This window comes from Marinospirillum sp. (assembly GCF_035271045.1).
GTDB lineage: Bacteria > Pseudomonadota > Gammaproteobacteria > Pseudomonadales > Halomonadaceae > Marinospirillum.
Window position 1 is genome coordinate 34,353 of sequence record NZ_DATESC010000012.1, and the last position, 24,107, is coordinate 58,459.

A 24,107-nucleotide genomic window follows, 5' to 3' on the forward strand; every position below is an offset into this window, starting at 1 on the left:
AAAATATGCGTTTTTATCAAGAAATTACCCTTATAAAAACGCCTGAAATTTCACCTTATTTTATTTGGTCTAAGCTCTACACTCAGTTACACCTAGCTTTGGTAGAGCAAAAAAATTTAGATAAAATGGTGAATATCGGCGTGAGTTTTCCTGAATACGCTTATCAAGAAAAAGAGGGTAAAGAATTTGCAAGCTTGGGTACTAAGCTGCGTGTTTTTGCATCTAGTGAACAAGAGCTTCAGAAGCTTAACCTAAATAAATGGCTAGATCGTTTAATGGACTATGTGCATATTAAAAGTATTAGACCAATACCTAGCAATGCTAATAGTTATTTACTAGTTAAGCGTTACCGAGTAACTACCAATTTAGAGCGTTTAACACGGCGCTTCATGCGGCGAGAAAGCAAAAGAACAGGACGAGAAATTAGCTTTGAAGAAGCCCAAAAAATACAAAATCTACGTTTTTTAGAAGAAAAAAAGGTGACTTTAGAAAAAGCAAAAGCGTACTACACTAATCCTTTAGTAAAAGATTTACCGTTCGTAAAAATAAAAAGTTTAAGCGGTGAGCAAGAATTTTCATTGCTTATTAACCAACAGCCAGTAGACCAACAGCAGCAGGGCAGCTTTAGTACTTATGGACTAAGTTCTAAGGCAACAGTCCCTAACTGGTAAAACTAGGAAAGGGTGTTTTTACCCTTTTTTTGTTCATTAAAAAATTAGCTTTAAAATCAATAAGTTACAACAGGTAGAAAATACATTGGTAAAAAGGGTGTTTTTCCAATAACTACTTGTTGTAGCTTGTTTTTTTGCGTTATTATTGCTGTTAGCCGCCGCACAGGTGGCTTAGAAAACCTGACGCAACAACGATTCCTTTTGCTGCAAGTTAGCCGCCGCACAGGTGGCTTAGAAAGGAACAGTGTCGGCTTGAATGAATTGTTATGCGTTAGCCGCCGCACAGGTGGCTTAGAAAATAGTGTGTGCCACGCTCTGGTATGCAAGCACGTTAGCCGCCGCACAGGTGGCTTAGAAAAGAGCCTCTAAACGTTCTTGCTCTGCTTCATAGTTAGCCGCCGCACAGGTGGCTTAGAAAATATTGTGGCGAAGTAGTGCCACCGGCTAATAGTTAGCCGCCGCACAGGTGGCTTAGAAAGTAGCAAAGGCAAACCAATCAATGTTAGCCAGGTTAGCCGCCGCACAGGTGGCTTAGAAAAGTATAAACATTAATGTATGCAATGCAAGCCTGTTAGCCGCCGCACAGGTGGCTTAGAAAAGCACACATAAAACCGTACAACAGAAAAAACGGTTAGCCGCCGCACAGGTGGCTTAGAAAGTCAAAAGGCACTGACTCCAATCCGTTTGCATGTTAGCCGCCGCACAGGTGGCTTAGAAAAGTAATTACGCACACACAAGACTATACAAACGGTTAGCCGCCGCACAGGTGGCTTAGAAATAGTGGTAGTCGTTTTTTATATGATGGTCACGGTTAGCCGCCGCACAGGTGGCTTAGAAAATGCTGGTGCGTATATGGTCAGCGACAGAAGCGTTAGCCGCCGCACAGGTGGCTTAGAAATAACCGGTGGCTTTTTTTGTGCTAAAATAAATGTTAGCCGCCGCACAGGTGGCTTAGAAATGCCGACCTGCCCAGAATATCAGTGATTGGGCGTTAGCCGCCGCACAGGTGGCTTAGAAATAGCTGTTATTGCCCCAGTCCATCGGGGCTTTGTTAGCCGCCGCACAGGTGGCTTAGAAATGAGGATCTGTATCATCTACGCTACTAATAAAGTTAGCCGCCGCACAGGTGGCTTAGAAAGACCCTTAGCAGATAATGGCGTTTATCAAATTGTTAGCCGCCGCACAGGTGGCTTAGAAAGTGCAGTCCTGCCAAACACCATCCTGAATTTTGTTAGCCGCCGCACAGGTGGCTTAGAAAGTAGTGTGCAGCTACCCACGTTACTATTTTTAGTTAGCCGCCGCACAGGTGGCTTAGAAATCATGGGGCTATTTAACTTTGCTTGTTAGTTTGTTAGCCGCCGCACAGGTGGCTTAGAAAGAAAGGGGATTTACCTCTACTATCAGAGACTAGTTAGCCGCCGCACAGGTGGCTTAGAAATTACACAGAAGAAGGTAAACAAGCAGCAATCCGTTAGCCGCCGCACAGGTGGCTTAGAAAGCTAAGGTGGGCATTGCATGGCATGCACTGGCGTTAGCCGCCGCACAGGTGGCTTAGAAAGCTACGTTTTGCTCAACGAGGATCAGTGTTATGTTAGCCGCCGCACAGGTGGCTTAGAAATATGGCCTCGCATGATGATACTTTAGACCCAAGTTAGCCGCCGCACAGGTGGCTTAGAAAATGCGATAGCGGCATTGGACTCGTTATCTACACGTTAGCCGCCGCACAGGTGGCTTAGAAAAACTATTCGTGCTGAAGGCAGTGAAATCTGGAGTTAGCCGCCGCACAGGTGGCTTAGAAATCAATGTACGGTAAGCTGCTAATTATCATTTTGTTAGCCGCCGCACAGGTGGCTTAGAAAAAGAGTGCTAACCACCCTATCAGCCATAAAGCGTTAGCCGCCGCACAGGTGGCTTAGAAATTTGATACCCATGTACTAACAACGCTTTGCTGGTTAGCCGCCGCACAGGTGGCTTAGAAAGTTAGGATAGAGCGACACCAGCAGATCTCCAGGTTAGCCGCCGCACAGGTGGCTTAGAAAAAATCCAGGGGATACGTAAGAACCCTGATGGGGTTAGCCGCCGCACAGGTGGCTTAGAAAGCCGGTCAGCCACTCGCTATCCAGTACACTGCGTTAGCCGCCGCACAGGTGGCTTAGAAATTTCTTCATCCTGACGTTTTCAAGCATGAAATGTTAGCCGCCGCACAGGTGGCTTAGAAAATCAAAATTCCACCCTTTAACAACCTGCAAAAGTTAGCCGCCGCACAGGTGGCTTAGAAAAGCATTAGGCGTGACTTCGCCTGGCACTAGTGGTTAGCCGCCGCACAGGTGGCTTAGAAAATCTCATAATCTAGTAACGCTAGAGACTCGTGGTTAGCCGCCGCACAGGTGGCTTAGGGGTTTTATTCATGCACTGAATGTTATTGCACGAGCCAGAAATATGAGCCAGCTTGCAAGAGATACTGGCTTGACCCGCAAAGGTTTGTATAAGGCATTATCGCCTGATGGAAACCCCACTTTTAGTACAGTAACAAAAGTTGCAAAAGCACTTGGCTTGCAAATTACTGTACAAGCAATACCTTAAGCTAAAACATCGTGAACAAGTGGTTGAGCTATTTCACTTTATTGGCTGGATGATTCAATTACCCAAATCACTTGAACACCGGCTAATTGAAGCCGTTAAAGCGGTCGAAAAGGAGCTAAAAATGCCTTACATCAATACTGTTGAGCAATATGGAATCGAGCAAGGAATCGAGAAGGGAATCGAGAAGCAGCGTGAAAAAACAGCCCGTAATATGGTTTTGCAAACGGAATTGAATGATCAAACCATTGCAGCAATCACCGAGCTTTCTATTCAAGAAGTTGCACAGTTACGTTTAAAGCTAAAAAAACAACAAACAGGGTCAGATCTGAATTAAAGATGGATATCCTTTTGAGGCTCTTTTCAGCCAAACAAACCTATTCAATTAGGTCACGATGTTTGGGTGGGTGCTGGTGTAAAGTTTAGAGGCGGTATAACCGTGGGTACTGGCGCAATCGTTGCAGCCGGTGCGGTTGTCACTAAAAACGTAGAACCTTATGCCATTGTAGGTGGTGTGCCAGCTAAACGGATACGTTGGCGCTTTAAAAAAGCTTTACGTGAACAATTATTAGCATCTGAATGGTGGCGTTATAACCTGTCCGGCCTTGATTTGGATTTCACTAATCCTGAAAAAGCCTTAAGCCAACTACAAAAAATGATTGGCGAAGGCTTGCAACCTTACAAACCACAATGGGTAGAAGTAAAAAACTAATTAAGGCGTGGGCGGCTTGGTTGCTGCCAGTTGTTTTTTGGCTATGCCTTAGTTGTGGTGGTGCGTAGCGTTACGATAAAACTTTCCATTCCCTAGGTTATTTTGGCTCTTGCTTCCGTGAAAGATTTAAAATTAAGTTCTTTGTTTTAATATTTAATCTATTTCATTGGGCTCCAAACAAAAACCCTGTTCTAGCATATTCACTAGCTTCAATATATGTTGCGGTTGGTATTTATATGGGTATTTCAGCTGATGGAGAAGTCATAGAGTTTATGGGTGAGCAAGTAGTTCAAGAGTTTTCAATCTTGTGGGGTTCTTTCAAGGGTGCTGGTATTTTTGTGGGTGTGTTCGGAGCTGTTCAATTAGAAAAAGAAGAACAGTTGACAGATCTAAACAACTCATAACAACTTTCATCATTTTTGCGAAAAAAAAGCACAAAAACCACGCTAGTTATAAAAGCGTTCAGGCTGTAATAGTAAATTGAGGAAAACTTATGAAACAAGGACTTATTGGCGGGTATTTGGCTATTACTTTTGTAGTCAGTATCTTTATGTGGCTATTTGGGGAGCATAGTTATCGTAGTTACTCGTATAATATAGGTAAAGCCATTGTTTGGCCAGTTTCAATATTTAAGTCATATCCAGAAATTGATGGAGATAGCACTTTAAAATTCGTATCAAGCTATAAAGAAGTAGCTTCTTAGGGTCATATGGAAGGCAATATAGCATTCAATGAAGCTATTGGTCTTCTTTCATATTATTTTTATGTCGAAGGCGAACCCTCTATCAGGTTAAAAGATTTCAAAGAGCTAGTGAATCAAGGTACAGGAGCAGACCACTTTTTTAGTAATCTAATTGAGAAGGGAGATATTCGTATCAAGATGGCTGATTATCTAGACGGGATGAGTTTTGGGGATGTCGTGTCTGAAAGAGATAGCATCAAAGATGACCTAATAGATTCGTTGGAAGATCGAGAGTAAATAGTTAACAAGGTCGAAGAATATAAAGGACATCCACTTAAAATTAGTTAAGCTTAATCATTAAAGAAGGTGTTAACTGTGATTGACACCTTCTTTTTCGTTAACTATAGTTTACACATGATAGAAATACGCAAAACAACAATATTCACTAAGTGGTTTGATTCTCTCAAGGATCGAAGAGCCAAGGCTCGCATTCAGGCTAGGATAGACAGGGTTGAGATGGGTCATTTTGGTGATGTTGAACCGGTCGGAGAAGGCGTTAGTGAGCTACGTATCTTTTATGGTCCAGGGTATAGAGTCTACTTTGTTTATAGGGATTCTGTTCTCGTAGTACTTCTATCCGGTGGCGATAAAAATACTCAGCAAGCAGATATAGCTAAAGCCAAAGAAATTGCTAAACAGTTAGAGGTATAAATCGTGAGTATTCAAACTACACGTTGGGATTCAGCAGAACACCTTAAAACGGATGAAGATATTCAGTTCTACCTTGAAGCATGTATCGAGGAAGCAGGCGATGATCCTGCGTTCATTATTCATGCACTGAATGTTATTGCACGAGCCAGAAACATGAGCCAGCTTGCAAGAGATACTGGCCTAACTCGCGAAGGTTTGTATAAGGCATTATCGCCTGATGGAAACCCCACTTTTAGTACAGTAACAAAAGTTGCAAAAGCACTTGGTTTGCAAATTACTGTACAAGCAACACCTTAAGCTAAAACTCTGCTGTTGCTGTCTTTCTGGCTAGTAGAATCTATGTAGCTATATGCTAGAATTAACCCTTATCAGTGAGGAGTAGGCATGAGCCAGCCAGAAGACAATACGCCCCTAAAACCTAGTCGTTCCGATTATGATGGTGCTTGGAAAGCGGCTTTAGAAAAGTATTTTAACGAATTTCTTGCGCTACTATTTCCAGCCATTCATAACGAAGTGGATTGGAGCAAAGGCTATGAATTTTTAGATGGTGAACTTGAAAAAATTACCGTTGATGCCAAAACAGGCCGCCGCTATACCGATAAGCTAGTTAAAGTTTATTACCAAGACGGTACCGAAGAATGGCTGCTAATTCACGTTGAAATTCAAAGTTCACCTGAGCCAAAAGGCATTTTTGCACGGCGTATGTTGACCTATTGGTCACGCTTATTTGATCGTTACCAAGTGGATGTTGTAAGCCTTGCAGTCTTGGCTGATACTAGCCAAAACTACCGACCCAGTGCTTTTCACTTTAGCCGTTCGGGCACACAACAAATGGATTTTATTTACCCTGTTGCCAAGCTAATTGATTATGAAGATGAAGAAAGCTGGGCGAGCCTTGAAGCCAATAACAATGTTTTTGCATTGCTTGTGATGGCACAAATTAAAGCCAAGCGCCTTAAAGGTAATAACGAAGGTTTGTATGAATTTAGATTAGGCTTAACCCGCTCACTGTATAAGCGAGGTTATAGCCGTGAGCAAGTGGTTGAGCTATTTCACTTTATTGGCTGGATGATTCAATTACCCAAATCACTTGAACACCGGCTAATTGAAGCCGTTAAAGCGGTCGAAAAGGAGCTAAAAATGCCTTACATTAATACTGTTGAGCAATATGGAATCGAGCAAGGAATCGAGCAAGGAATCGAGAAGGGAATTGAGAAGGGAATCGAGAAGGGAATCGAGAAGGGAATAGAAAAGCAGCGTGAAAAAACAGCCCGTAATATGGTGATGCAAACGGAATTGAATGATCAGACCATTGCAGCAATCACCGAGCTTTCTATTCAAGAAGTTGCACAACTACGTTTAAAGCTAAATAAGTAACAAATACAACTTAAAAGGACACTCACTTAAAATTAGGCCAGCTTAACTTAATAACCTGAATTAAAGGTGGATGTCCTTTTGAATAACTGACTAAATGCTTCGCTAAAAATTAAAACTTGTAATCAACACCAACTTTAAAAGCAAGCACAGATTCAAACTCTACTTTTACTTCATCAGTGTAAATTTTTCTCGCAACTGTATATGACTCTTTATATTCAAATTCAGCAGTAGTTATACTGTAAGACACGCCAAGATCAACGCCTATTGCAGGTGTTGCTTGATAGAAAATACCGCCTTGTACACCAGCAAGTAAGCCTGACTCTTTTCCGAAATCGTCAGGATCAAAGCTTGTATAGCCCAGTGTGCCACCAGCATAAAAAGACATTTCATTGTTTACTGGGAAAAGCTTGTCTGCTGATGCTGATAAAGTGATTTGATCTAGGTCTAGGTAATCGTAACCAACTTTAGAGAAAGTGGCATAGGCACGAATATCACCATTAAAAACTGCGCCGCCACGCACATAAAATAAAGTATCCGACTCGCTCTCACTAAAGCTTTCACTTACATCGTAGTAGTCATCGTAGTATTTATAGTCAGCTGATAGCTTACTAGTACCTAAACCTGCGCCAACAAAAAATTCAGTTTGTGCGATGGCGTTGGTTGTGCCTAAGGTAAAAGCTAAGGCTGCAGCCGCTAATAGCTTAGTTGTGGTTGGTTGGTTGGTTGGTTATTCATTACGCTTTCCATTAGTTGATATGTAAAGATCCAGTTTATTTGAATTTGTGATTATACGTAGCTAAATTAAATAATCTAGTTATTTTATCTATTAAAACTTACTGGTTACAGATAAATAGTTTTAGCAGTAAGTTTCATATTCCATGAGTGACTAGGTTAAACTTTAGTTTTGTTAGGTGTGGCAAGGGTTGATTTTTTAACTTTGGGTTTGGTGTGGGTTGCTTTGGGCTGCTACATAACATTCATCTAGCTAGGTAAAATATGCAGCTAAAAATTTCTTTTATTCGCTTAGGTTTTCTGCTCACTTTACTGGCTTGGGTTAATTTACCGACAGGTTTTGTGCAGGCTAGCTTGTTGGTTGTTTGGGCTGGGGTAAGTTGGCTTATCTATTTAACTCGCTTAGAAGTTGCCAAAACTAAACGTCAAGTTTGGTTAGCGCAGTATTTAAAGAGTGAATCTTTTTGGCAGCAAAGGTTGCAGCTAGGTTTATTGGGTAAAGCCACACAACTTTTGCTGGCGCTTTTGTTTGGCTTGTTTTTACTACTGCAACTTTTAGTTGCCGAGTCTTGGTTGTGGTGGGTGTTAGCTTCTAGTCTTATTTTATTAGCAGTTATAGAAAAGCTAATGCTGCGTTTACTTTCTACATCTGCACAAACTGCTTATTTAATGGTCTTAATGAGAAGAGCCAGCGTATTTTTGGTAGCAGGTTTGCTAGTTGGCTTAACTTTGCTAGTACGCTTGCACGTTTCTCAACCCTGGTTAATTGGTTTAAGTTGGAATGAAGCACTTGTTTTACAATTACAGCTGCAAGGTGAAGCAGGTGTACTACCTTTATTGTTAAGGTTAAGCCAAACTTTAGACATTACTTGGCAATGGTTGTTGCAAAATATGCTAGGTAATCACGAAACCAGTGGTTGGTTAGCTATTTTTGTTTGGGGCGGTGTTTTTGTGTTGCAAGCTGCTTTTTGTATGGCCTGGGTACAGCTTTTGGCGGCAGCTTATTTTTTAAAGCGAGGTAAGTTATGACTCATGCACTGAGTAAAGGCGAACAGCCAATTATTCCTAGCTTTTGGTCTTTAATCGCTGCTTTTGTGGTTGCTTTGGTACTTTTTGCAGCTTCTAGCCATGCTTTGCGTTTAATTGACCAACAACTAGGTTCATCTGCTATTTATAAGTTAATTATTAAAGGTGAAACACTGTTATTAGATGCTTCCACTTTGGATATTTTAAATCATCAACTGCGCGATTTTTCAGAAGAAAACCAGCTAACCTTAGCAATTAGTATGCAGGAATGGACAGAGCAGCAGTTGCAAGATTTGTTTATGTTATCTGAGCAGGGTATAGAAAGTTATTTAGATTGGTACTACTCCATGCCTGGCTCTTATTTGCGTTTATTTTATGCGCTTAAAGGTGATTTGCCTGAGCAGCTAGAAAAACAGTTCCATCAGTTGGTGTTTGTAAATAGTGGTTTTGCTTTAGCTTTAGAAAACTTAGGTCAAGATTATACGCTTGCCTTTCAAGAGCGCTTAGTTGAAGAACAAAAACAGCAGCTACTAGAGCTACAAGCCAAGCTACATAAAAGTTTTGCTAATCGCCAAGTTGCAGTTGATGAGTCGGCAGCAGTGTTTACCTTGAATTTAGATCATGTATTAGCTCCAGAAATAACTTTACCTGCCACTGACCTAATCCGCTGGCAGCAAAGTGCAGGTATCTCAGCGGCTGTAGGCGGTGGTATGTTAGTTTTGCCAGCGGCCAGAGCAATGACTAGCCGCATTATGCAAACTACGGTGATGCGTTCTGCTACACGAATTACTTTACAGTATGTTGCAAGGCTAACACCGCGTTTAGCTGCAGCTATGGCAGCTAGTGGTACAGCAACAGCCGTAGCCTCACCCACTGGGCCAGGTGCTTTAGTTGCAGGTGCTACTACCTTGATATTATTTGTGGCTTCAGATTGGGCGCTTCTTAAAGCAGAAGAGGCTTTATACAGAGATGAAAAAGCAGCGGGGCTTGAAGAGGGGTTAAATGCTTGGAAAGTTGATCTGGCTAAAGGGTTGCAACAAAAAACACAGCCCTTGTTTACTGCTAGGCAGGCTTATTTAAAAGAAAGACTCAACCAGCCTTATATTGAAGCAGGGGTAGAGCAGCGGTTTTATCTATTCCCTGAAAAACCGCTAGAAAACTAAGCCGTTGTAGCTAAATTACGCTTATGGTTGCGTCTACTTACCCACACCACCCACATGGCAAAAGCGATGGGTGGCAGCATAACTAGGTTAAGCATTTCCCAGCCTAACCAGTGCTGAAAATGACCCGCTAATAACGCCCCCGCAGCTGAAAAACCAAAGACTAAAAAGTCGTTCATGCCTTGAACTTTGGCTTTTTCATTGGGCAGATAAGTTAGTGTTAGTAATGAAGTTGCACCGATAAAAGTGAAGTTCCAACCCACACCTAAAGCCACCAAAGCCACCCAGAAGAACCAATAGCTAGTACCTAGCTGGGCAATTAATACGCACAGCAATAACAACGCACAACCCAGCTGAATTATAGGAACAGTACCAAAACGGGTAATTAAACGGCCGGTAATAAAAGAAGGTAAAAACATGCCTAAAACGTGCCACTGAATAATGCTGGCAATGTCGCTGAATTCATAGCCTAGGCTTTTCATGGCAAGCGGTGTGGCTGTCATAACTAAAACCATAATGCCGTAACCAATACTGCCCGAAGCAACAGCAGCTACAAGAATTGGCTGGCGAAGTAGCTCTAAATAGCTGCGACCACCTTTTTGCTGTTCTGCTGTGGAAGGCTTCTTTAATGGTAGAGAAACAATCAGCAGCATAGTAAAGATGTATAAACCAATTAAAACGGCAAAAGCGCCTAAAAAGCTACTTTCAGGAAAGAAGCCACGCGACCAAACCGCTAGGTTAGGGCCAAGAATAGCAGCCAATACACCACCACCCATAACCAAGGCAATGGCGCGGGCGCTTTGTGAGGGTTGGCAGGCTTCTACTGCTGCAAAACGGTATTGTTGGCCTACACCAATTGCCATACCTAACAAAAAGGTACTAACACAAAACAGAGTAAAGCTTTCTAAAACTAAGGCGTTGTAAGCTAAAATAGCACCACCAACACCAATAATATTGCCCATTAAAAAGCCGATTTTTCTGCCTAGCCAGCGCATTAAATGTGCTGCGGGTAAAGTAACCCCCATTAAGCCTAAAAACTGTAGTGCAACGGGTAAAGTAATTAGGGTGGGTGAAGGGGCGATTTGTTGCCCAATTAAAGCCGTGACAGAAACCAGCAAGATGTTGCCACTAATCAACAGGGCTTGACCAAGCGCCAAGCCCCAGACAGTTAAGGGAAGCATAACAAGTTCTCGATGAATTAAAAGCAGCTAATGTATCACATTGTAAGGCTAATTCATGTAATCTATTAGCTAGTTCTTATATTCTATAAGGTGTTCGATAAAAGGTGCGCTATGAAGCTTATCACTTGGTTAAGTAAAAATTTAAGTCTGAGTATTCCACTGTTTTTGTTATTGGGTTTGGGTGCCAGTTTAACCCTGCCAACTCAATCGTTAATTGTGCTTATTATACCTTTCACCCTGCTAATGATTTTCCCCATGATGGTGGGCGTTAAAGCGCAACAGCTATTAGAGCCAGGCGATAATGCCGTGCAGTTTTGGGCGATGGGCATTAACTTTTTGTGCATTCCTTTTATTGCTTACGGGCTAGGGTTGGTGTTTTTTAAAGAACAGCCAGCTTTGGCTTTGGGTTTATTGCTAACCGCTTTATTGCCCACCAGCGGCATGACTATTTCTTGGACAGGCTTTGCTAAGGGCAATGTGCCAACGGCAATTAAACTGACCATTATCGGCTTGCTGTTAGGTTCACTATTAACGCCTTTTTATGTGAAGTTTTTAATGGGTGCAGAAATTCCAATTCAGCTAGGCGAAGTGTTTAAGCAAATTGTGTTTTTTATTGCCTTGCCTTTTGTTGCAGCCCAGTTAACACGCAAGTTTTTGGTGGGTAAATACGGTCAAGAAACCTTCCAGAAAAAGCTAGCCCCTAAGTTTCCGCCTTTTTCAAGCCTTGGTGTGTTGGGCATTGTTTTTGTGGCTATGGCGTTAAAAGGTGCAGACTTGGTTGAATCGCCTGCCTTGGTGCTAAAGCTGTTGTTGCCGCTGGTTATTCTTTATTCGCTTAACTACCTAATAAGTACGCTAATTGCGCGTAAAATGTTGAATCGTGGTAATGGCATTGCTTTGGTTTACGGCACGGTGATGCGTAACCTTTCCATTGCTTTGGCTTTGTCTATGACCGCTTTTGGTGAAGCAGGAGCAGAGGCGGCCATTTTGGTTGCCTTGGCTTATATCATTCAGGTGCAGTCGGCAGCAGCTTATATGAAGCTTTCTGAACGTATCTTCCCTAATTAAGTGACAGAAGCTGTGTTAGCGATAAGTCAATGTTACTTGAGCTGGACAAAAAGGGTATAATCGACTGAATATCAAAAACCTAAGAAGGACGAAGATGTATGGCTGAAGTCGCCTCAGAGATTCATCCGATAAATATTGAGGACGAGCTAAAGCAGTCCTACCTTGATTACGCGATGAGCGTTATTGTCGGACGCGCACTGCCCGATGTGCGTGATGGTCTTAAACCGGTTCACCGGCGCGTGCTGTTTGCCATGCATGAACTGAACAACGATTGGAATAAACCCTATAAAAAGTCTGCCCGTGTGGTGGGTGATGTTATCGGTAAATATCACCCGCATGGCGACTCAGCAGTTTATGACACCATTGTTCGTATGGCGCAGCCCTTCTCATTACGCTATATGTTGGTCGACGGTCAAGGTAACTTTGGTTCGGTAGACGGTGATTCCGCTGCTGCCATGCGTTATACCGAAATCCGTATGACTAAAATGAGCCATTCGTTATTGGCTGATTTAGACAAAGACACCGTTGATTATGTAGACAACTACGACGGTACGGAAAGAATTCCAGCTGTTTTGCCCACCCGTGTGCCTAACCTGTTAATTAATGGTTCGGCAGGTATTGCGGTGGGTATGGCAACCAACATTCCACCGCATAACTTGGGTGAAGTGGTGGATGGTTGCTTGGCTTTAATTGATGATCCATCGCTAACGATTGAACAGCTAATGGAATACATTCCAGGCCCTGACTTTCCTACCGGCGCGATTATTAATGGTAAAGCTGGCATTGTTGAAGCTTACCGCACAGGCCGTGGGCGCATTTATATGCGTGCTAAGCACCACTTTGAAACTATCGGCAACCGTGAAGCCATTGTTTTTACTGAAATTCCTTACCAGTTGAACAAAGCCCGCCAAATCGAGCGCATTGCTGAGCTGGTTAAAGAGAAGAAAATTGAAGGCATCGCTGAACTGCGTGACGAGTCTGATAAAGACGGTATGCGGATTGTTATCGAAGTTAAGCGTGGCGAGTCACCTGAAGTATTAGCGAATAATTTATTTACCCAAACGTCTTTGCAAAATGTATTTGGTATTAACATGGTGGCACTGCGTGATGGTCAACCCATGTTGCTTAATTTAAAGCAAATGCTGGAAGCCTTTATTCGCCACCGCCAAGAAGTGGTAACACGCCGTACTGTTTTTGAACTACGCAAAGCTAAAGATCGGGGTCATATTTTAGAAGGTCTAGCCATAGCGCTGGCAAATATTGATCCAATCATTGCGTTAATTAAAGCCTCACCTTCACCAGCAGAAGCCAGAGAAGGTTTGTTAGCGCGTGATTGGACACCGGGCAACGTAGTAGAAATGCTAGAACGTGCTGGCGCAAATGCGTGTAAACCCGATGGTCTTGCTGAAGGCTTGGGTATGGCAGAAGCGCAAGACAGCTACCGTTTATCGCTAGTGCAAGCCCAAGCCATTCTTGATTTACGCTTGCACCGTTTAACGGGCATGGAACACGAAAAACTATTAAGTGAATACCGTGAACTGCTAGAAAAAATTGCCGAATACATGGCTATTTTGGCTGATCCAGAATTGCTTATGCAGCTAATTCGTGAAGAGCTGATTGCTATTCGTGCTGAATACACCGACCCTCGCCGCAGCGTGATTATTGCCAGCCGTCAAGACTTCTCTATGGAAGACCTGATAGCCGAAGAAGACATGGTAGTAACCATTTCACGAACGGGTTACGCAAAAACTCAGCCTTTGAGTGATTACCGTGCGCAGCGTCGTGGTGGTCGTGGTAAGTCTGCAACTTCCATGAAAGACGAAGACGTTATAGAGCATTTATTAGTTGCTTCAACCCACGCTACTATTATGCTTTTCTCTACACGCGGTAAGGTTTACTGGCTAAAAGTTTACGATATGCCAACGGGTAGCCGTGGTTCGCGTGGTCGTCCTTTGGTTAACCTTTTGCCTTTAGAAGAAGGCGAAAGCATTACCACCATTTTGCCAGTGACTGAATACCGTGAAGATCATTATATCTTTATGGCAACAGCGCGTGGAACGGTTAAGAAAACCAGCCTAGATCAATTTGCTCGTCCACGTTCTAGCGGCTTAATTGCCCTAGACCTAGACGAAGGCGACCACCTAGTAGGTGCTGCGATTACTCACGGTGACGATCATGTCATGCTTTTCACCAGTGCGGGTAAAGCGATTCGCTTTGAAGAAGGTAAAGTACGCAGCATGGGTCGTACAGCGCGTGGTGTACGTGGTATTCGTCTGCCAGAAGGCGGCGAAGTGATTAGCTTAATTATTCCTCGTAACACTGTGATAGATGCTGCTGATGACCTTGAAGACGAAGTGGATGATGCAGACGTTGCAGATATTGCCGATGTCGATGTGGTGGAGACTGAAGTTGTTGCAATTGAAGCAGCAATAGAGGTTGAATCAGGTCCTATCTACATTCTAACGGCTTCAGAAAATGGCTATGGTAAGCGTACCCGTTTACCTGAGTTCCCCTTACGCGGTCGTGGTGGTCAGGGCGTTATCGCCATGCAATGCAGTGTGCGTAATGGTGGCTTAGTTTCGGCGATTCAAGTTGAAGATGGCGAAGAGATGATGTTAATCACTAATCGCGGCACTTTGGTACGCACACGCGTTGATGAAATCTCGACAACCTCGCGTAATACGCAAGGTGTAACGCTGATTCGCTTAACCGACGAGGAAAAGCTTTGCGGTACAGTGCGTGTTCAAGATATTGGTGAAGACCCCGATGCTGAACTTGAAGCAGTGGTTGATTTGTCTGAAACTGACTCCTTAGAAGTAGAGCAAAGCTTGTCTGCTGAAGATTAAGTGTCGTTAGAAAATAAAACCCTAATCCCGGCCTTGTGCCGGGATTCTCATTTCAGGTATTAGTCCGGTGATTGAATTCTTTGAAGTCCACAAGGCTTATCAGCTTGGCAAAAAATCAATAACAGCGCTGCAAACTACCTCATTGCAGATTCCTACAGGGAAAATTTACGGCATTATTGGGCATTCAGGGGCGGGTAAATCCACGCTTATGCGCTTGATTAACCGTTTAGAAGAACCCAGCAGCGGGAATATTAACGTTGATGGTACAGACATTACCCAGTTAGATGCTAAAGGTTTACGCGATTTTCGTCGTCGCGTAGGCATGATCTTCCAGCATTTTAATTTATTGTCATCGCGCACCGTAGCAGAAAACGTAGCGTTACCATTAAAGTTAGCTGGAGCGCTTTCTAAATCTGCAATCCATACGAAAGTGAGTGATTTATTAGCCCGAGTGGGTTTAAAAAATCATGCCAATAAATACCCTGCTCAGCTTTCGGGCGGTGAAAAACAGCGCGTGGGTATTGCCCGTGCCTTATCGACTGACCCAACTATTTTATTGTGTGATGAAGCCACCAGTGCGTTAGACCCACAAACCACGGGGCAAGTGTTGCAATTATTAGCAGAAATAAACCAAGACCTAGGTTTAACCCTTATTTTAATTACCCATGAAATGGATGTGGTACGCCGTATTTGCGATCAAGTAGCGGTGATGGACGGCGGTAGGATTGTTGAACAAGGCAAGGTTGCTGATGTGTTTTTGCACCCGCAGCACCCCACGACTAAACGCTTTGTTTACGAAGCTGAACAGGTTGACGAAACCGAAATGCTGCAAAACTTTGCTGAAGTTGAAGGACGAATTTTACGCTTAACTTTTCAAGGGCAGGCAACTTATGAGCCGCTATTGGCTAAAATTGCATATCAAACGGGTGTTGAATTTTCAATCTTATCGGGTCGAATTGATAGAATACGCAATGAGCCTTACGGTCAGCTTACGGTTGCTTTTAAAGGCGATAAATTAGAAGAAGCCATGCAAATGTTAGCGGCTGCCGACGTTCATTTAGCGGTGTTGCGTCAAGCGGTTTTGTGTCAAGAGGGCTTAGATCATGAATGAGCTATTAATTAATGTTGATTGGTACGAAATTGGGTTGGCCACTTTAGAAACGCTTATTATGTTGGGCGGCTCTTTATTGTTTACCATTATTTTAGGTTTGCCATTGGGCATAGTATTATTTTTAACCAGTCCCAAGCAGTTGTTTGAACAAAAAGGCTTTTATTCACTGTTATCGCTGGTCACTAATATTTTACGTTCTTTACCCTTTATTATTTTATTAATAGTGATGATTCCTTTTACCGTGTTGATTACGGGGACTTCTTTAGGGGTAGCTGGCGCGATTCCACCCTTAGTTGTAGGCGCTACGCCTTTCTTTGCACGTTTGGTAGAAACGGCACTAAGGGAAGTAGATAAAGGTATCATTGAAGCCACGCAAGCCATGGGCGCAACGACTAAGCAAATAATTATTAGTGCTTTGTTGCCAGAAGCTAGACCGGGTATTCTAGCGGCTACAACGGTAACAGCCATTACACTGGTTTCTTACACCGCTATGGCGGGCGTGGTGGGTGCAGGTGGTTTAGGCGATTTAGCCATACGCTTTGGTTATCAGCGTTTTCAAACCGATGTCATGGTAGTTACCGTAGTTTTGTTGCTAATGTTAGTACAAGTGTTGCAAATGGTGGGCGACCGTTTAGTGGTTCACTATTCACGTAAATAATGGGTTATTGAAAGGAAAAATTAATATGAAAAAAATATTGACTGGCTTGGCAATGGCTGCTGCTGTTACAGCGCAAGTGTTAACGGCTCAAGCATTGGCAGGCACTTTAAAAGTTGCTGCAACGGCTGTACCTCATGCTGAAATTTTAGAGTTTTTAAAGCCCAGTTTAGCTAAGCAAGGTGTAACACTGGATGTGAAAGTCTTTACAGACTATGTGCAGCCAAATACACAAGTCAATGAAGGCCGCTTAGATGCTAACTTCTTTCAGCATCAGCCCTACCTAACAGAGTTTAACAAAAGCCGTGGCACTCAGTTGATTAGTGTAGTGGGTGTTCATGTTGAACCTTTTGGTGCTTATTCCACTAAGCATAAAAAATTAACCAATTTACCAGAACGTGCTCAAATTGCCTTGCCTAATGATGCGACTAACGGTGGCCGTGCTTTATTATTATTACAAAAAGCGGGTTTAATTAAATTAAATCCAGAAGCCGGTATTACGGCGACACCACGCGATATCATTGAAAACCCTAAAAAATTACGCTTTAAAGAATTAGAAGCAGCTACTTTGCCACGCATTTTAGGTCAGGTAGACTTAGCGCTAATCAATACTAATTACGCTTTAGAAGCAGGTTTGAATCCGGCTAAAGATGCCTTGATTATAGAGGGGCGTGATTCACCCTACGTGAATATTTTGGTTGTTAAAGAAGGCACTGAGCAAAATCCTGACTTGGTAAAATTAATTGCCGCTTTAAAAACCCCAGCAGTCAGCAATTTTATTAATATTACTTACAAGGGCGCAATTGCACCTATTTACTAAGTTAAAACACGATTAAGCGAAATACTAAAAAGGAAGTCAGAATGATTCAAGGTTTAAACCTAACACTTTACACTACAGTGGGCTGCCATTTGTGCGATCAAGCGTTAGCTTTATTAGACCCTTGGTTACAAAAAGGGCTAAAGCTGGCGCTGGTCGATATTGCGGAAGATGATTTATTAATGGCGCGTTATGGCGTGCGTATTCCGGTAGTGGCAAGCCTTTGTGGTGCAGAGTTAGGTTGGCCTTTTACCGCAGAAAGGTTGGCGAGTTGGATTGCTGATTTGCCAAACTAGCGCATCAAAAAATAGGATTATTGAATATGCGATTGATCGTTGATGAGAATATTCCTTTTTCACAAGCATTTTTTGGTGCTGCTGCAGAGCTGGTTTATTTATCAGGCAATGCCATTACACCTGCTGCTGTTAAGGATGCTGATGGGCTATTAGTGCGTTCAGTGACACCTGTGAATCAGCAGTTACTTGAAGGCAGTCAGGTAAAATTTGTAGGTACAGCAACGATTGGCGTCGATCACATTGACCAAGCTTGGTTAAAAAGTGCTGGTATTGCCTTTGCCAGTGCGCCGGGTTGTAATGCGGATTCAGTGGTTGATTATGTGATTGCTTCTTTGCTGTGGCTTGCTGCTGAGCAGGGTTATTGCTTGCAAGATAAGGTGGTTGCTGTGATTGGCGTTGGGCAGGTGGGTGGGCGTTTAGCTGCCCGTTTACACCACTATGGTTGCCAAGTGGTATTGAATGACCCACCCAGAGCTGCTGCGGGTGAAGCAGGGCATTTAGGTTTGCCTTTTTTAGGTTTAACAGACACTTTACAAGCAGCTGACATTGTTTGCTTGCACACACCTTTAACCCGTGATGGTGTTTATCCTAGCCAGCATTTAATCGGGGCTAAGGAATTGGCATTGTTAAAAGGCAAGGTGTTGCTGAATGCTGGGCGTGGTGGTGTGGTGGATCAGCAGGCGTTAAAAAACCAGCTTAGCAGCAGTAATCACCGCAGCAGCGCTCCTTTGTTGTTGTTAGATGTGTTTGAAGGCGAGCCTTTCTTAGATTCTGCGCTTATTAAGCATTGCCTTTTAGCTACACCCCATATAGCCGGTTACAGTTTAGAAGGTAAAAGTCGGGGTACAGCAATGCTTTATCAGGCTTGGTGTCAGCATTTAGGGCTAGTGCCTAGCGTGTGTTTAGATACTTTATTCCCCGCTGTTCCTGTGGCTAGCTTGGTGCTAGATGCCAGTTGTGATGTGGAAGAAGGTTGCCGCCGCGCTGCACACCTTTGTTATCAACCTTTAAACGATCATTGGCGTTTATTACAAGCTTTAAAAACTAATAATGTTACAGACAACGTTTATCAGCAGTTACGGAAAAATTACCCGATTAGAAGGGAGTTTTCTTCGTTAAACGTTAAAGCTGCAACACCACAGCAAGCCAGTGCTTTAAAAGCACTGGGATTTACTGTGGATTAAGCTTCAAATTTCAAATTTTAAAGAACTTAATGCGATTATTCAGTTCTTTAGCCAGTTTTTCTAGTTCAAAACTGGCTTCATGGGTTTGGCGCGTAGAGTCTGAACTGCTAACACAAAGCTCGACTAGCTTAATAATATTACGGTTAATTTCTTCGGCGACACTGGCTTGCTGTGCTGCTGCTGTGGCAATTAAGTAGTTCATGTTACGAATATGTTCAGCCGCACTGGCGATTAAATCAAGGGACTTTTCTGCTTCGCCTGCTGCTGCAACAGTAAGCTCGGTTTCTTTGATACTGGCATCCATCACCGTTACCGCTTCTTCAGCACCATTTTGTAACAAGCTAATCATTTTGTGAATTTCTTCTGCACTTTGCTGTGTGCGGCTAGCAAGGCCTCTTACTTCATCGGCTACAACGGCAAAACCACGCCCCGCTTCACCCGCACGAGCCGCTTCAATCGCAGCGTTAAGCGCTAAAAGGTTGGTTTGTTCAGCAACGTCTTCAATCACTTTTAGCACGCTGCCAATATTGGTGGAATCATCGCTTAGCTTGTGAATAACTTGGGTTGAAACGCCCACTCTATCGGCTAATAGTGCAATGGCTTTGCCTGCCTCATTAACCGAACCACGGCCTGCAACAACGGCTTCATCGGTTTTATTGGCAGCATCTGAAGCGCGTCGTGCATTTTCTGATACTTCTAAAATGGTGTGGCTCATTTGGTTAATAGCGATTGCCACTTGGTCGGTTTCTTGGGTTTGTTGGTCTTGTGTGCTGTGACCTTCTTGGGCAACAGCCGCAAGTTGGGTTGATGCGCTAGAAAGGCTATTGGAAATTTGGCTAATGCCTTTAATCATTTCTGCCAGTTGTTTAGCCATCGTATCTACAGCACCAATAACACTGTCGGGGCTGGCTTTGTCGCTAATTTCACAGCCTGAAAAATCACCTTTGGCTACCTTTTGTACTAGCTGTTTTGCTTTTGCAACTTCGCCACCTAGTTGTTTTAAAACCCAGCGCCGTATATAGGCTGATAATAATATAATGCCAGCAATTACTGCTAAGCCCATCAAGCCAATTTGTTTAGCGAGCGCCCAAAATTGTGCGCTGACATCGTCAACGTAAATACCTGAGCCAATTACCCAGCCCCAAGTGTCTTCACGGGCGACATAGGATAGTTTTTTAAAGCGTTGTTCAGTGACACCACCGCCTGCTATGGCTTTTGGCCATTGGTATTCAACAAAGCCAGCACCGTATTTTTTTACTGTGTCAGCAAAAGTAATAAAAAGGTTTTGGTTGTCAAGGATTTCTGTTTGGCTGCCGTCACGGTTACGAGAAAGAATGGCGTAGTTAAAACTGGGTTTATCTAAAACAGTCCCATCAAGGGCGGGAACGGTAGGGTGCATAATCATTTTTGGAATGGGGGTGGTTAAATCATTGATCCAATAGTATTCAACTTTATCGTAACGCAATGATTTGATAGTATCCTTGGCGCTTTGTTGTGCTTGATGACGATTTAAGCTGCCATTTTTTTCTAATGCTTGGTAATGCTTAATAATGCCACTAGCAATATCAACAACGGCTACCACACGGCTTTCACGTTCCTTTTCTAGGGTATTATCTAAAGCATTCAGTGCGACTAAAGCCAATAAGACTAAGCCTAATAGCGCTGCAATGGGTAATAATAAAAGACGGCCACCAATGGTGTTCAGTTGGATCATCAGTTTTACTCCATAAAATGACTTACTAGTCATTTAAAGGGTTTAAAAAAAGCTAGATAAACATGACCTAGCTTTTTAAATTTATAACAACGATGATCTTACCTTAGGATTTAAGCTTTAGGTATACGCCTTATTGCGTAGAGCTGCTATGCGATCATCTAACGGTGGATGGCTAGAAAACAGCTTTTGCATCATGCTAACGGCTTGCCCTTTGTTGAATCCAAAAGCGGTTAGCGAATCTGGTAGCTCGTTGGGTAGGTTTTGCTCTTCTTTTAAGCGCTGTAACGCATTAATCATTGCGCCCGAACCGGCTAAACGCGCACCGGCTTCATCGGCACGAAATTCACGAAAACGGCTAAACCACATGGTGATGGCTGAAGCAAGAATACCCAAGACAATTTCGGCAATGATACTGGATACATAAAAGGCGATGCCGTGACCATTGCCCTCATTTTTAAAAATGACTCGATCAATCGTGTGACCAATAATGCGTGCAAAAAACATCACAAAAGTATTCACCACACCTTGTACTAAAGCCATAGTTACCATATCACCATTAGCAACGTGACCAATTTCATGCGCCAATACTGCTCGAACTTCTTCTGGACGCATTCTTTGAAGTAAGCCTTGGGAAACAGCAACTAAAGCCGCGTTGCGATTCCAGCCTGTTGCAAAAGCATTGGATTGATTAGAAGGAAAAATACCGACTTCTGGCATATCAATACCGGCTTTTTTTGCCAGCTCACTGACCGTTTGCACTAACCATTGCTCTTGTTGGTTGCGTGGCTGAGTAATGATTTGTGTGCCAGTGCTTCTTTTCGCCATCCATTTAGACAAGAAAAGCGACACAACAGAGCCTGTCATACCAAATACAAAGCAGAAAATTAGCAAGCTAGTCAGGTTTAAGCCGCCACCTGAGTCTAAATAGCTGCCAACACCTAATAAGCTTAGTGTGATGCTAGCTATTAGCACCACTGCCAAGTTAGTTAGCAAGAACAAAGCAATACGCATCATACTTGTGTTTCTCCTAATAAATTCAGTTAGCACTTAGGTAAGGTTTGCTAGCAAAAGTTTTACGCTGATTGCTGATTATTGGCGATAGCGCGATAAAAAGCGCTCAAGGCGACCAATTGCATCGTCTAGTTGGTCGACTCTGGGTAGTGTCACCAGTCTAAAATGATCGGGCTTAAACCAGTTAAATGCCGTACCTTGCACGACTAGCAGTTTTTCCTGCTGTAATAAATCAAGGGTGAATTTTTCGTCATCTTGAATATTGAATTTTTTAGGGTCTAAGCGCGGAAACATATACAAAGCACCTTTGGGCTTAGTACAGGTAACGCCTGGGATTTGGGTGATTAGTTCATAGGCTTTGTCACGTTGGGCTAATAAGCGACCACCGGGCAGAATGTAATCATTAATACTTTGATAGCCACCTAAAGCCGTTTGAATCGCGTGTTGTGCAGGTACGTTGGCACATAAGCGCATAGACGCTAGCATGGTTAAGCCTTCTTGATAATCCTGTGCCAAGTGTTTAGCACCCGACAGAATCATCCAGCCAGAACGAAAGCCTGCAACACGGTAGCTTTTTGACAAACCATTAAAGGTACAGAATAACAAGTCATCGGCTAGGCTAGCAATGGAGGTGTGCTTTTCGCCGTCGTAAAGAATTTTGTCGTAAATTTCATCAGAAAAAATTACTAGCTGATGTTCGCGGGCTACTTCAATAATCTGCTGTAGCAGTTCATCAGAGTAAAGCGCACCCGTTGGATTATTGGGATTAATAATAACAATGGCGCGGGTACGGTCAGTTATTTTCTTTCTAATGTCGGCGATATCTGGGAACCAGTCGCTTTGTTCATCACAGATGTAATGCACAGCATTACCACCGGCTAAGCGTGCTGCTGCTGTCCAAAGTGGGTAGTCAGGTGCGGGAATCAGCACCTCATCATCATCGTTTAGTAAGCCTTGCATCGCCATTACAATTAGCTCGCTAACTCCATTGCCTAGATAGATGTCTTCAATGCCTACGTTAGCAATGCTTTTTCTTTGGCATTCTTGCATGACTGCTTTGCGGGCAGAATAAAGCCCTTTTGAATCGCTATAACCTTGGGCGGTTGGTAGGTTGCGTATTACGTCTTGTAAAATTTCATCAGGTGCTTCAAAACCAAAAGGTGCAGGATTGCCAATATTCAGTTTAAGAATGCGATGGCCTTCTTCTTCCATACGCTTAGCTTCTTGCAACACAGGGCCACGTATGTCATAGCAGACGTGATGGAGCTTATTAGATTTACGAATCGTTTGCATGAGTGAAATTCCCGATTTATCTCTTATCGAAAGTAATGGTAGGTCTCTTCTTGTTCAGTTGCTGAATCATAATCAACATAACGATTACGACCCAAATTCTTAGCCAGATAAAGGCGTGTATCAACACGGTGTAAAGCAGTATCAATACTTTCATCTAGGCGTATTTCAGTAATGCCTATACTGGTAGTGAAATTAACCGTTTCTCCGTCGTGGGCAATCACGGTTGATTTTTCGCATTCTAAGCGAACACGTTCAGCAATTTGCCGGGCATCTACCTTAGAGGTGCTGGGTAAAACAGCCACGAACTCTTCTCCACCATAACGGGCTATTAAATCATTATTTCTAAGTTCTTCATGCAGTATTTGTGCAAAAACTTGCAGCACTTGATCGCCCACCGAGTGACCATAGGTGTCATTGATACGTTTAAATTTATCTAGGTCAAACATTAAAAGTGAAATGGGTGCAGGTAATTCGTGTTCAGCCAGTTTTTCATCACGTGATTTGCAAAGCTGGTTAAGCTGCTCAAGTAAAACACCACGGTTCAGTAAGCCTGTTAAGCTGTCCATACTGGCTTGGCGATAAAGCCTTAATAACGTACTAACTTGAGAGTGATTAGCCCACAGTGATATGGCTAAAACCACTATCAGCAAGAAAAGTGTTTGCCAACCATCGGGTGTCGTTAGTTCATTTAAGTTAAGTAAGGCTAAAAGTTGGATAACAATAATCACGACACCAATGCTTAAACTTTCGATAATGGTCAGTGGAAAAACACTCAAAAAAGCAATAATAAGCAGCGGAATAAAGTTATAGCCAACCAAAGAATCCATTTGGTCACTGTAAAATAGCACCAGCGCAAAATAAAACAGTGCTGGCAATAAAAGTAAGGCCGTTAATGCATTATAAATTTTATTGAGTTGATGTTGGTTGCGACGGGCTGAAAGAATAATAATGGCTAGAAATCCCATTAATATCAAGCGACTAATCACAAGATTACTAAGCATTTCAGCCGGTAAAAGCAAATAGTCAACTAGAATCCACAAAGGTGCTAACAAAAAAAACGTAGTGGCGACAAATAAAATACGGCTGCGTAAGTAATCGCTACGAGCAAAGTTAAAATCGCGCGAATGATGCTTGTTGTTCAACGAGTCACGCAAGCTTGCCGGCAACCAGCGTGGTTCCCAAGGATTTTGTTGTTTGGTTTTTAAGCTAAAGCGTCGACGGTCTTTAGAGTTACCCATTTAAAAGCTCCAACTCGGTATATTTGCTAAGCATAAGTTCAA

Annotated in this window: 25 protein-coding genes and 1 CRISPR repeat array; of the genes, 19 read left to right on the forward strand and 6 right to left on the reverse strand. The window is 42.9% G+C overall.

Features of this window, described 5'->3' with window-relative positions:
- Window positions 1–5 precede the first annotated feature (5 nt).
- The 10 genes from cas6f (at window position 6) to VJY63_RS05125 (ending at window position 6,733) form a co-directional block, all read left to right on the forward strand.
- Complete coding sequence (cas6f, locus tag VJY63_RS05080) at window positions 6–671, forward strand: type I-F CRISPR-associated endoribonuclease Cas6/Csy4 (protein WP_324048674.1); 666 nt, start codon at window positions 6–8, stop codon at window positions 669–671.
- A 150-nt stretch (window positions 672–821) separates the two neighbouring features.
- A CRISPR array of direct repeats spans window positions 822–3,070; the repeat unit is 28 nt; unit sequence GTTAGCCGCCGCACAGGTGGCTTAGAAA.
- Between the two features lie 13 nt (window positions 3,071–3,083).
- Complete coding sequence (locus tag VJY63_RS05085; protein WP_324048736.1) at window positions 3,084–3,254, forward strand: addiction module antidote protein; 171 nt, start codon at window positions 3,084–3,086, stop codon at window positions 3,252–3,254.
- A 19-nt stretch (window positions 3,255–3,273) separates the two neighbouring features.
- Window positions 3,274–3,588: a hypothetical protein gene (locus tag VJY63_RS05090; RefSeq protein ID WP_324048676.1), complete on the forward strand. Its 315-nt coding sequence runs from the start codon at window positions 3,274–3,276 to the stop codon at window positions 3,586–3,588.
- Between the two features lie 42 nt (window positions 3,589–3,630).
- The gene (locus tag VJY63_RS05095; protein WP_324048738.1) at window positions 3,631–3,963 is read left to right on the forward strand and encodes a hypothetical protein; all 333 of its coding nucleotides are present in this window, start codon (window positions 3,631–3,633) and stop codon (window positions 3,961–3,963) included.
- Between the two features lie 236 nt (window positions 3,964–4,199).
- Complete coding sequence (locus tag VJY63_RS05100; protein WP_324048678.1) at window positions 4,200–4,367, forward strand: hypothetical protein; 168 nt, start codon at window positions 4,200–4,202, stop codon at window positions 4,365–4,367.
- A gap of 89 nt (window positions 4,368–4,456) precedes the next feature.
- Window positions 4,457–4,666 carry a hypothetical protein gene (locus VJY63_RS05105; protein ID WP_324048680.1) on the forward strand — a complete coding sequence of 70 codons (210 nt, stop codon included), beginning with the start codon at window positions 4,457–4,459 and terminating at the stop codon, window positions 4,664–4,666.
- Window positions 4,667–4,672: 6 nt separating this feature from the next.
- Window positions 4,673–4,942 (forward strand): hypothetical protein, encoded by a 270-nt coding sequence (locus tag VJY63_RS05110; RefSeq protein ID WP_324048681.1) that lies wholly within the window; start codon window positions 4,673–4,675, stop codon window positions 4,940–4,942.
- Between the two features lie 117 nt (window positions 4,943–5,059).
- Window positions 5,060–5,356 (forward strand): type II toxin-antitoxin system RelE/ParE family toxin, encoded by a 297-nt coding sequence (locus tag VJY63_RS05115; RefSeq protein ID WP_324048740.1) that lies wholly within the window; start codon window positions 5,060–5,062, stop codon window positions 5,354–5,356.
- Window positions 5,357–5,359: 3 nt separating this feature from the next.
- Window positions 5,360–5,653, forward strand: a complete 294-nt coding sequence (locus tag VJY63_RS05120) for an addiction module antidote protein (RefSeq protein WP_324048683.1) — start codon at window positions 5,360–5,362, stop codon at window positions 5,651–5,653.
- Between the two features lie 87 nt (window positions 5,654–5,740).
- Window positions 5,741–6,733 (forward strand): hypothetical protein, encoded by a 993-nt coding sequence (locus VJY63_RS05125; RefSeq protein WP_324048685.1) that lies wholly within the window; start codon window positions 5,741–5,743, stop codon window positions 6,731–6,733.
- Window positions 6,734–6,842: 109 nt separating this feature from the next.
- Here the strand turns inward: VJY63_RS05125 and VJY63_RS05130 are convergent, their stop codons facing one another.
- Complete coding sequence (locus tag VJY63_RS05130) at window positions 6,843–7,253, reverse strand: hypothetical protein (RefSeq protein ID WP_324048687.1); 411 nt, start codon at window positions 7,251–7,253, stop codon at window positions 6,843–6,845.
- Between the two features lie 476 nt (window positions 7,254–7,729).
- On the opposite strand from VJY63_RS05130, the gene VJY63_RS05135 reads away from it, so the two are divergent.
- Both VJY63_RS05135 and VJY63_RS05140 read left to right on the forward strand, forming a co-directional pair.
- Complete coding sequence (locus tag VJY63_RS05135) at window positions 7,730–8,494, forward strand: hypothetical protein (RefSeq protein ID WP_324048689.1); 765 nt, start codon at window positions 7,730–7,732, stop codon at window positions 8,492–8,494.
- Window positions 8,491–9,654, forward strand: a complete 1,164-nt coding sequence (locus VJY63_RS05140; protein ID WP_324048691.1) for a hypothetical protein — start codon at window positions 8,491–8,493, stop codon at window positions 9,652–9,654. The genes VJY63_RS05135 and VJY63_RS05140 overlap by 4 nt, the downstream gene beginning before the upstream one ends.
- On the opposite strand, the gene VJY63_RS05145 is transcribed toward VJY63_RS05140, so the two are convergent.
- Window positions 9,651–10,832, reverse strand: coding sequence for an MFS transporter (locus VJY63_RS05145; RefSeq protein WP_324048693.1), 1,182 nt, complete (start codon window positions 10,830–10,832; stop codon window positions 9,651–9,653). The genes VJY63_RS05140 and VJY63_RS05145 overlap by 4 nt on opposite strands.
- A 111-nt stretch (window positions 10,833–10,943) precedes the next feature.
- Here VJY63_RS05145 and VJY63_RS05150 point away from each other — a divergent pair, with 111 nt between their 5' ends.
- From VJY63_RS05150 to VJY63_RS05180, 7 genes are all read left to right on the forward strand, one after another.
- Window positions 10,944–11,900, forward strand: a complete 957-nt coding sequence (locus VJY63_RS05150; protein WP_324048695.1) for an arsenic resistance protein — start codon at window positions 10,944–10,946, stop codon at window positions 11,898–11,900.
- 98 nt (window positions 11,901–11,998) lie between these two features.
- Window positions 11,999–14,746 (forward strand): DNA gyrase subunit A, encoded by a 2,748-nt coding sequence (gene gyrA, locus VJY63_RS05155; protein ID WP_324048697.1) that lies wholly within the window; start codon window positions 11,999–12,001, stop codon window positions 14,744–14,746.
- A 67-nt stretch (window positions 14,747–14,813) separates the two neighbouring features.
- A complete protein-coding gene (locus VJY63_RS05160; protein ID WP_324048699.1) occupies window positions 14,814–15,857 on the forward strand; it encodes a methionine ABC transporter ATP-binding protein in 1,044 nt (347 codons plus the stop codon).
- Window positions 15,850–16,515, forward strand: a complete 666-nt coding sequence (locus VJY63_RS05165; protein WP_324048701.1) for a methionine ABC transporter permease — start codon at window positions 15,850–15,852, stop codon at window positions 16,513–16,515. The genes VJY63_RS05160 and VJY63_RS05165 overlap by 8 nt, the downstream gene beginning before the upstream one ends.
- Before the next feature lie 25 nt (window positions 16,516–16,540).
- Window positions 16,541–17,332, forward strand: a complete 792-nt coding sequence (locus VJY63_RS05170; protein ID WP_324048703.1) for a MetQ/NlpA family ABC transporter substrate-binding protein — start codon at window positions 16,541–16,543, stop codon at window positions 17,330–17,332.
- 41 nt (window positions 17,333–17,373) lie between these two features.
- Complete coding sequence (locus VJY63_RS05175) at window positions 17,374–17,625, forward strand: glutaredoxin family protein (RefSeq protein WP_324048705.1); 252 nt, start codon at window positions 17,374–17,376, stop codon at window positions 17,623–17,625.
- Between the two features lie 26 nt (window positions 17,626–17,651).
- A complete protein-coding gene (locus VJY63_RS05180; protein WP_324048707.1) occupies window positions 17,652–18,809 on the forward strand; it encodes a 4-phosphoerythronate dehydrogenase in 1,158 nt (385 codons plus the stop codon).
- A gap of 10 nt (window positions 18,810–18,819) precedes the next feature.
- Here the strand turns inward: VJY63_RS05180 and VJY63_RS05185 are convergent, their stop codons facing one another.
- The 4 genes from VJY63_RS05185 to VJY63_RS05200 all read right to left on the reverse strand — a co-directional run bounded on the left by VJY63_RS05185 (window position 18,820) and on the right by VJY63_RS05200 (window position 24,065).
- Window positions 18,820–20,523, reverse strand: coding sequence for a methyl-accepting chemotaxis protein (locus VJY63_RS05185; protein ID WP_324048709.1), 1,704 nt, complete (start codon window positions 20,521–20,523; stop codon window positions 18,820–18,822).
- A 117-nt stretch (window positions 20,524–20,640) separates the two neighbouring features.
- On the reverse strand, window positions 20,641–21,537 hold the full coding sequence (gene htpX / locus VJY63_RS05190) for a protease HtpX (RefSeq protein ID WP_324048711.1): 897 nt from the start codon (window positions 21,535–21,537) through the stop codon (window positions 20,641–20,643).
- Window positions 21,538–21,612: 75 nt separating this feature from the next.
- Window positions 21,613–22,827, reverse strand: a complete 1,215-nt coding sequence (locus VJY63_RS05195) for a pyridoxal phosphate-dependent aminotransferase (RefSeq protein ID WP_324048713.1) — start codon at window positions 22,825–22,827, stop codon at window positions 21,613–21,615.
- Window positions 22,828–22,850: 23 nt separating this feature from the next.
- Entirely contained in the window at window positions 22,851–24,065 is a 1,215-nt protein-coding gene (locus VJY63_RS05200) for a GGDEF domain-containing protein (RefSeq protein ID WP_324048715.1), read from the reverse strand.
- Window positions 24,066–24,107 lie beyond the last annotated feature (42 nt).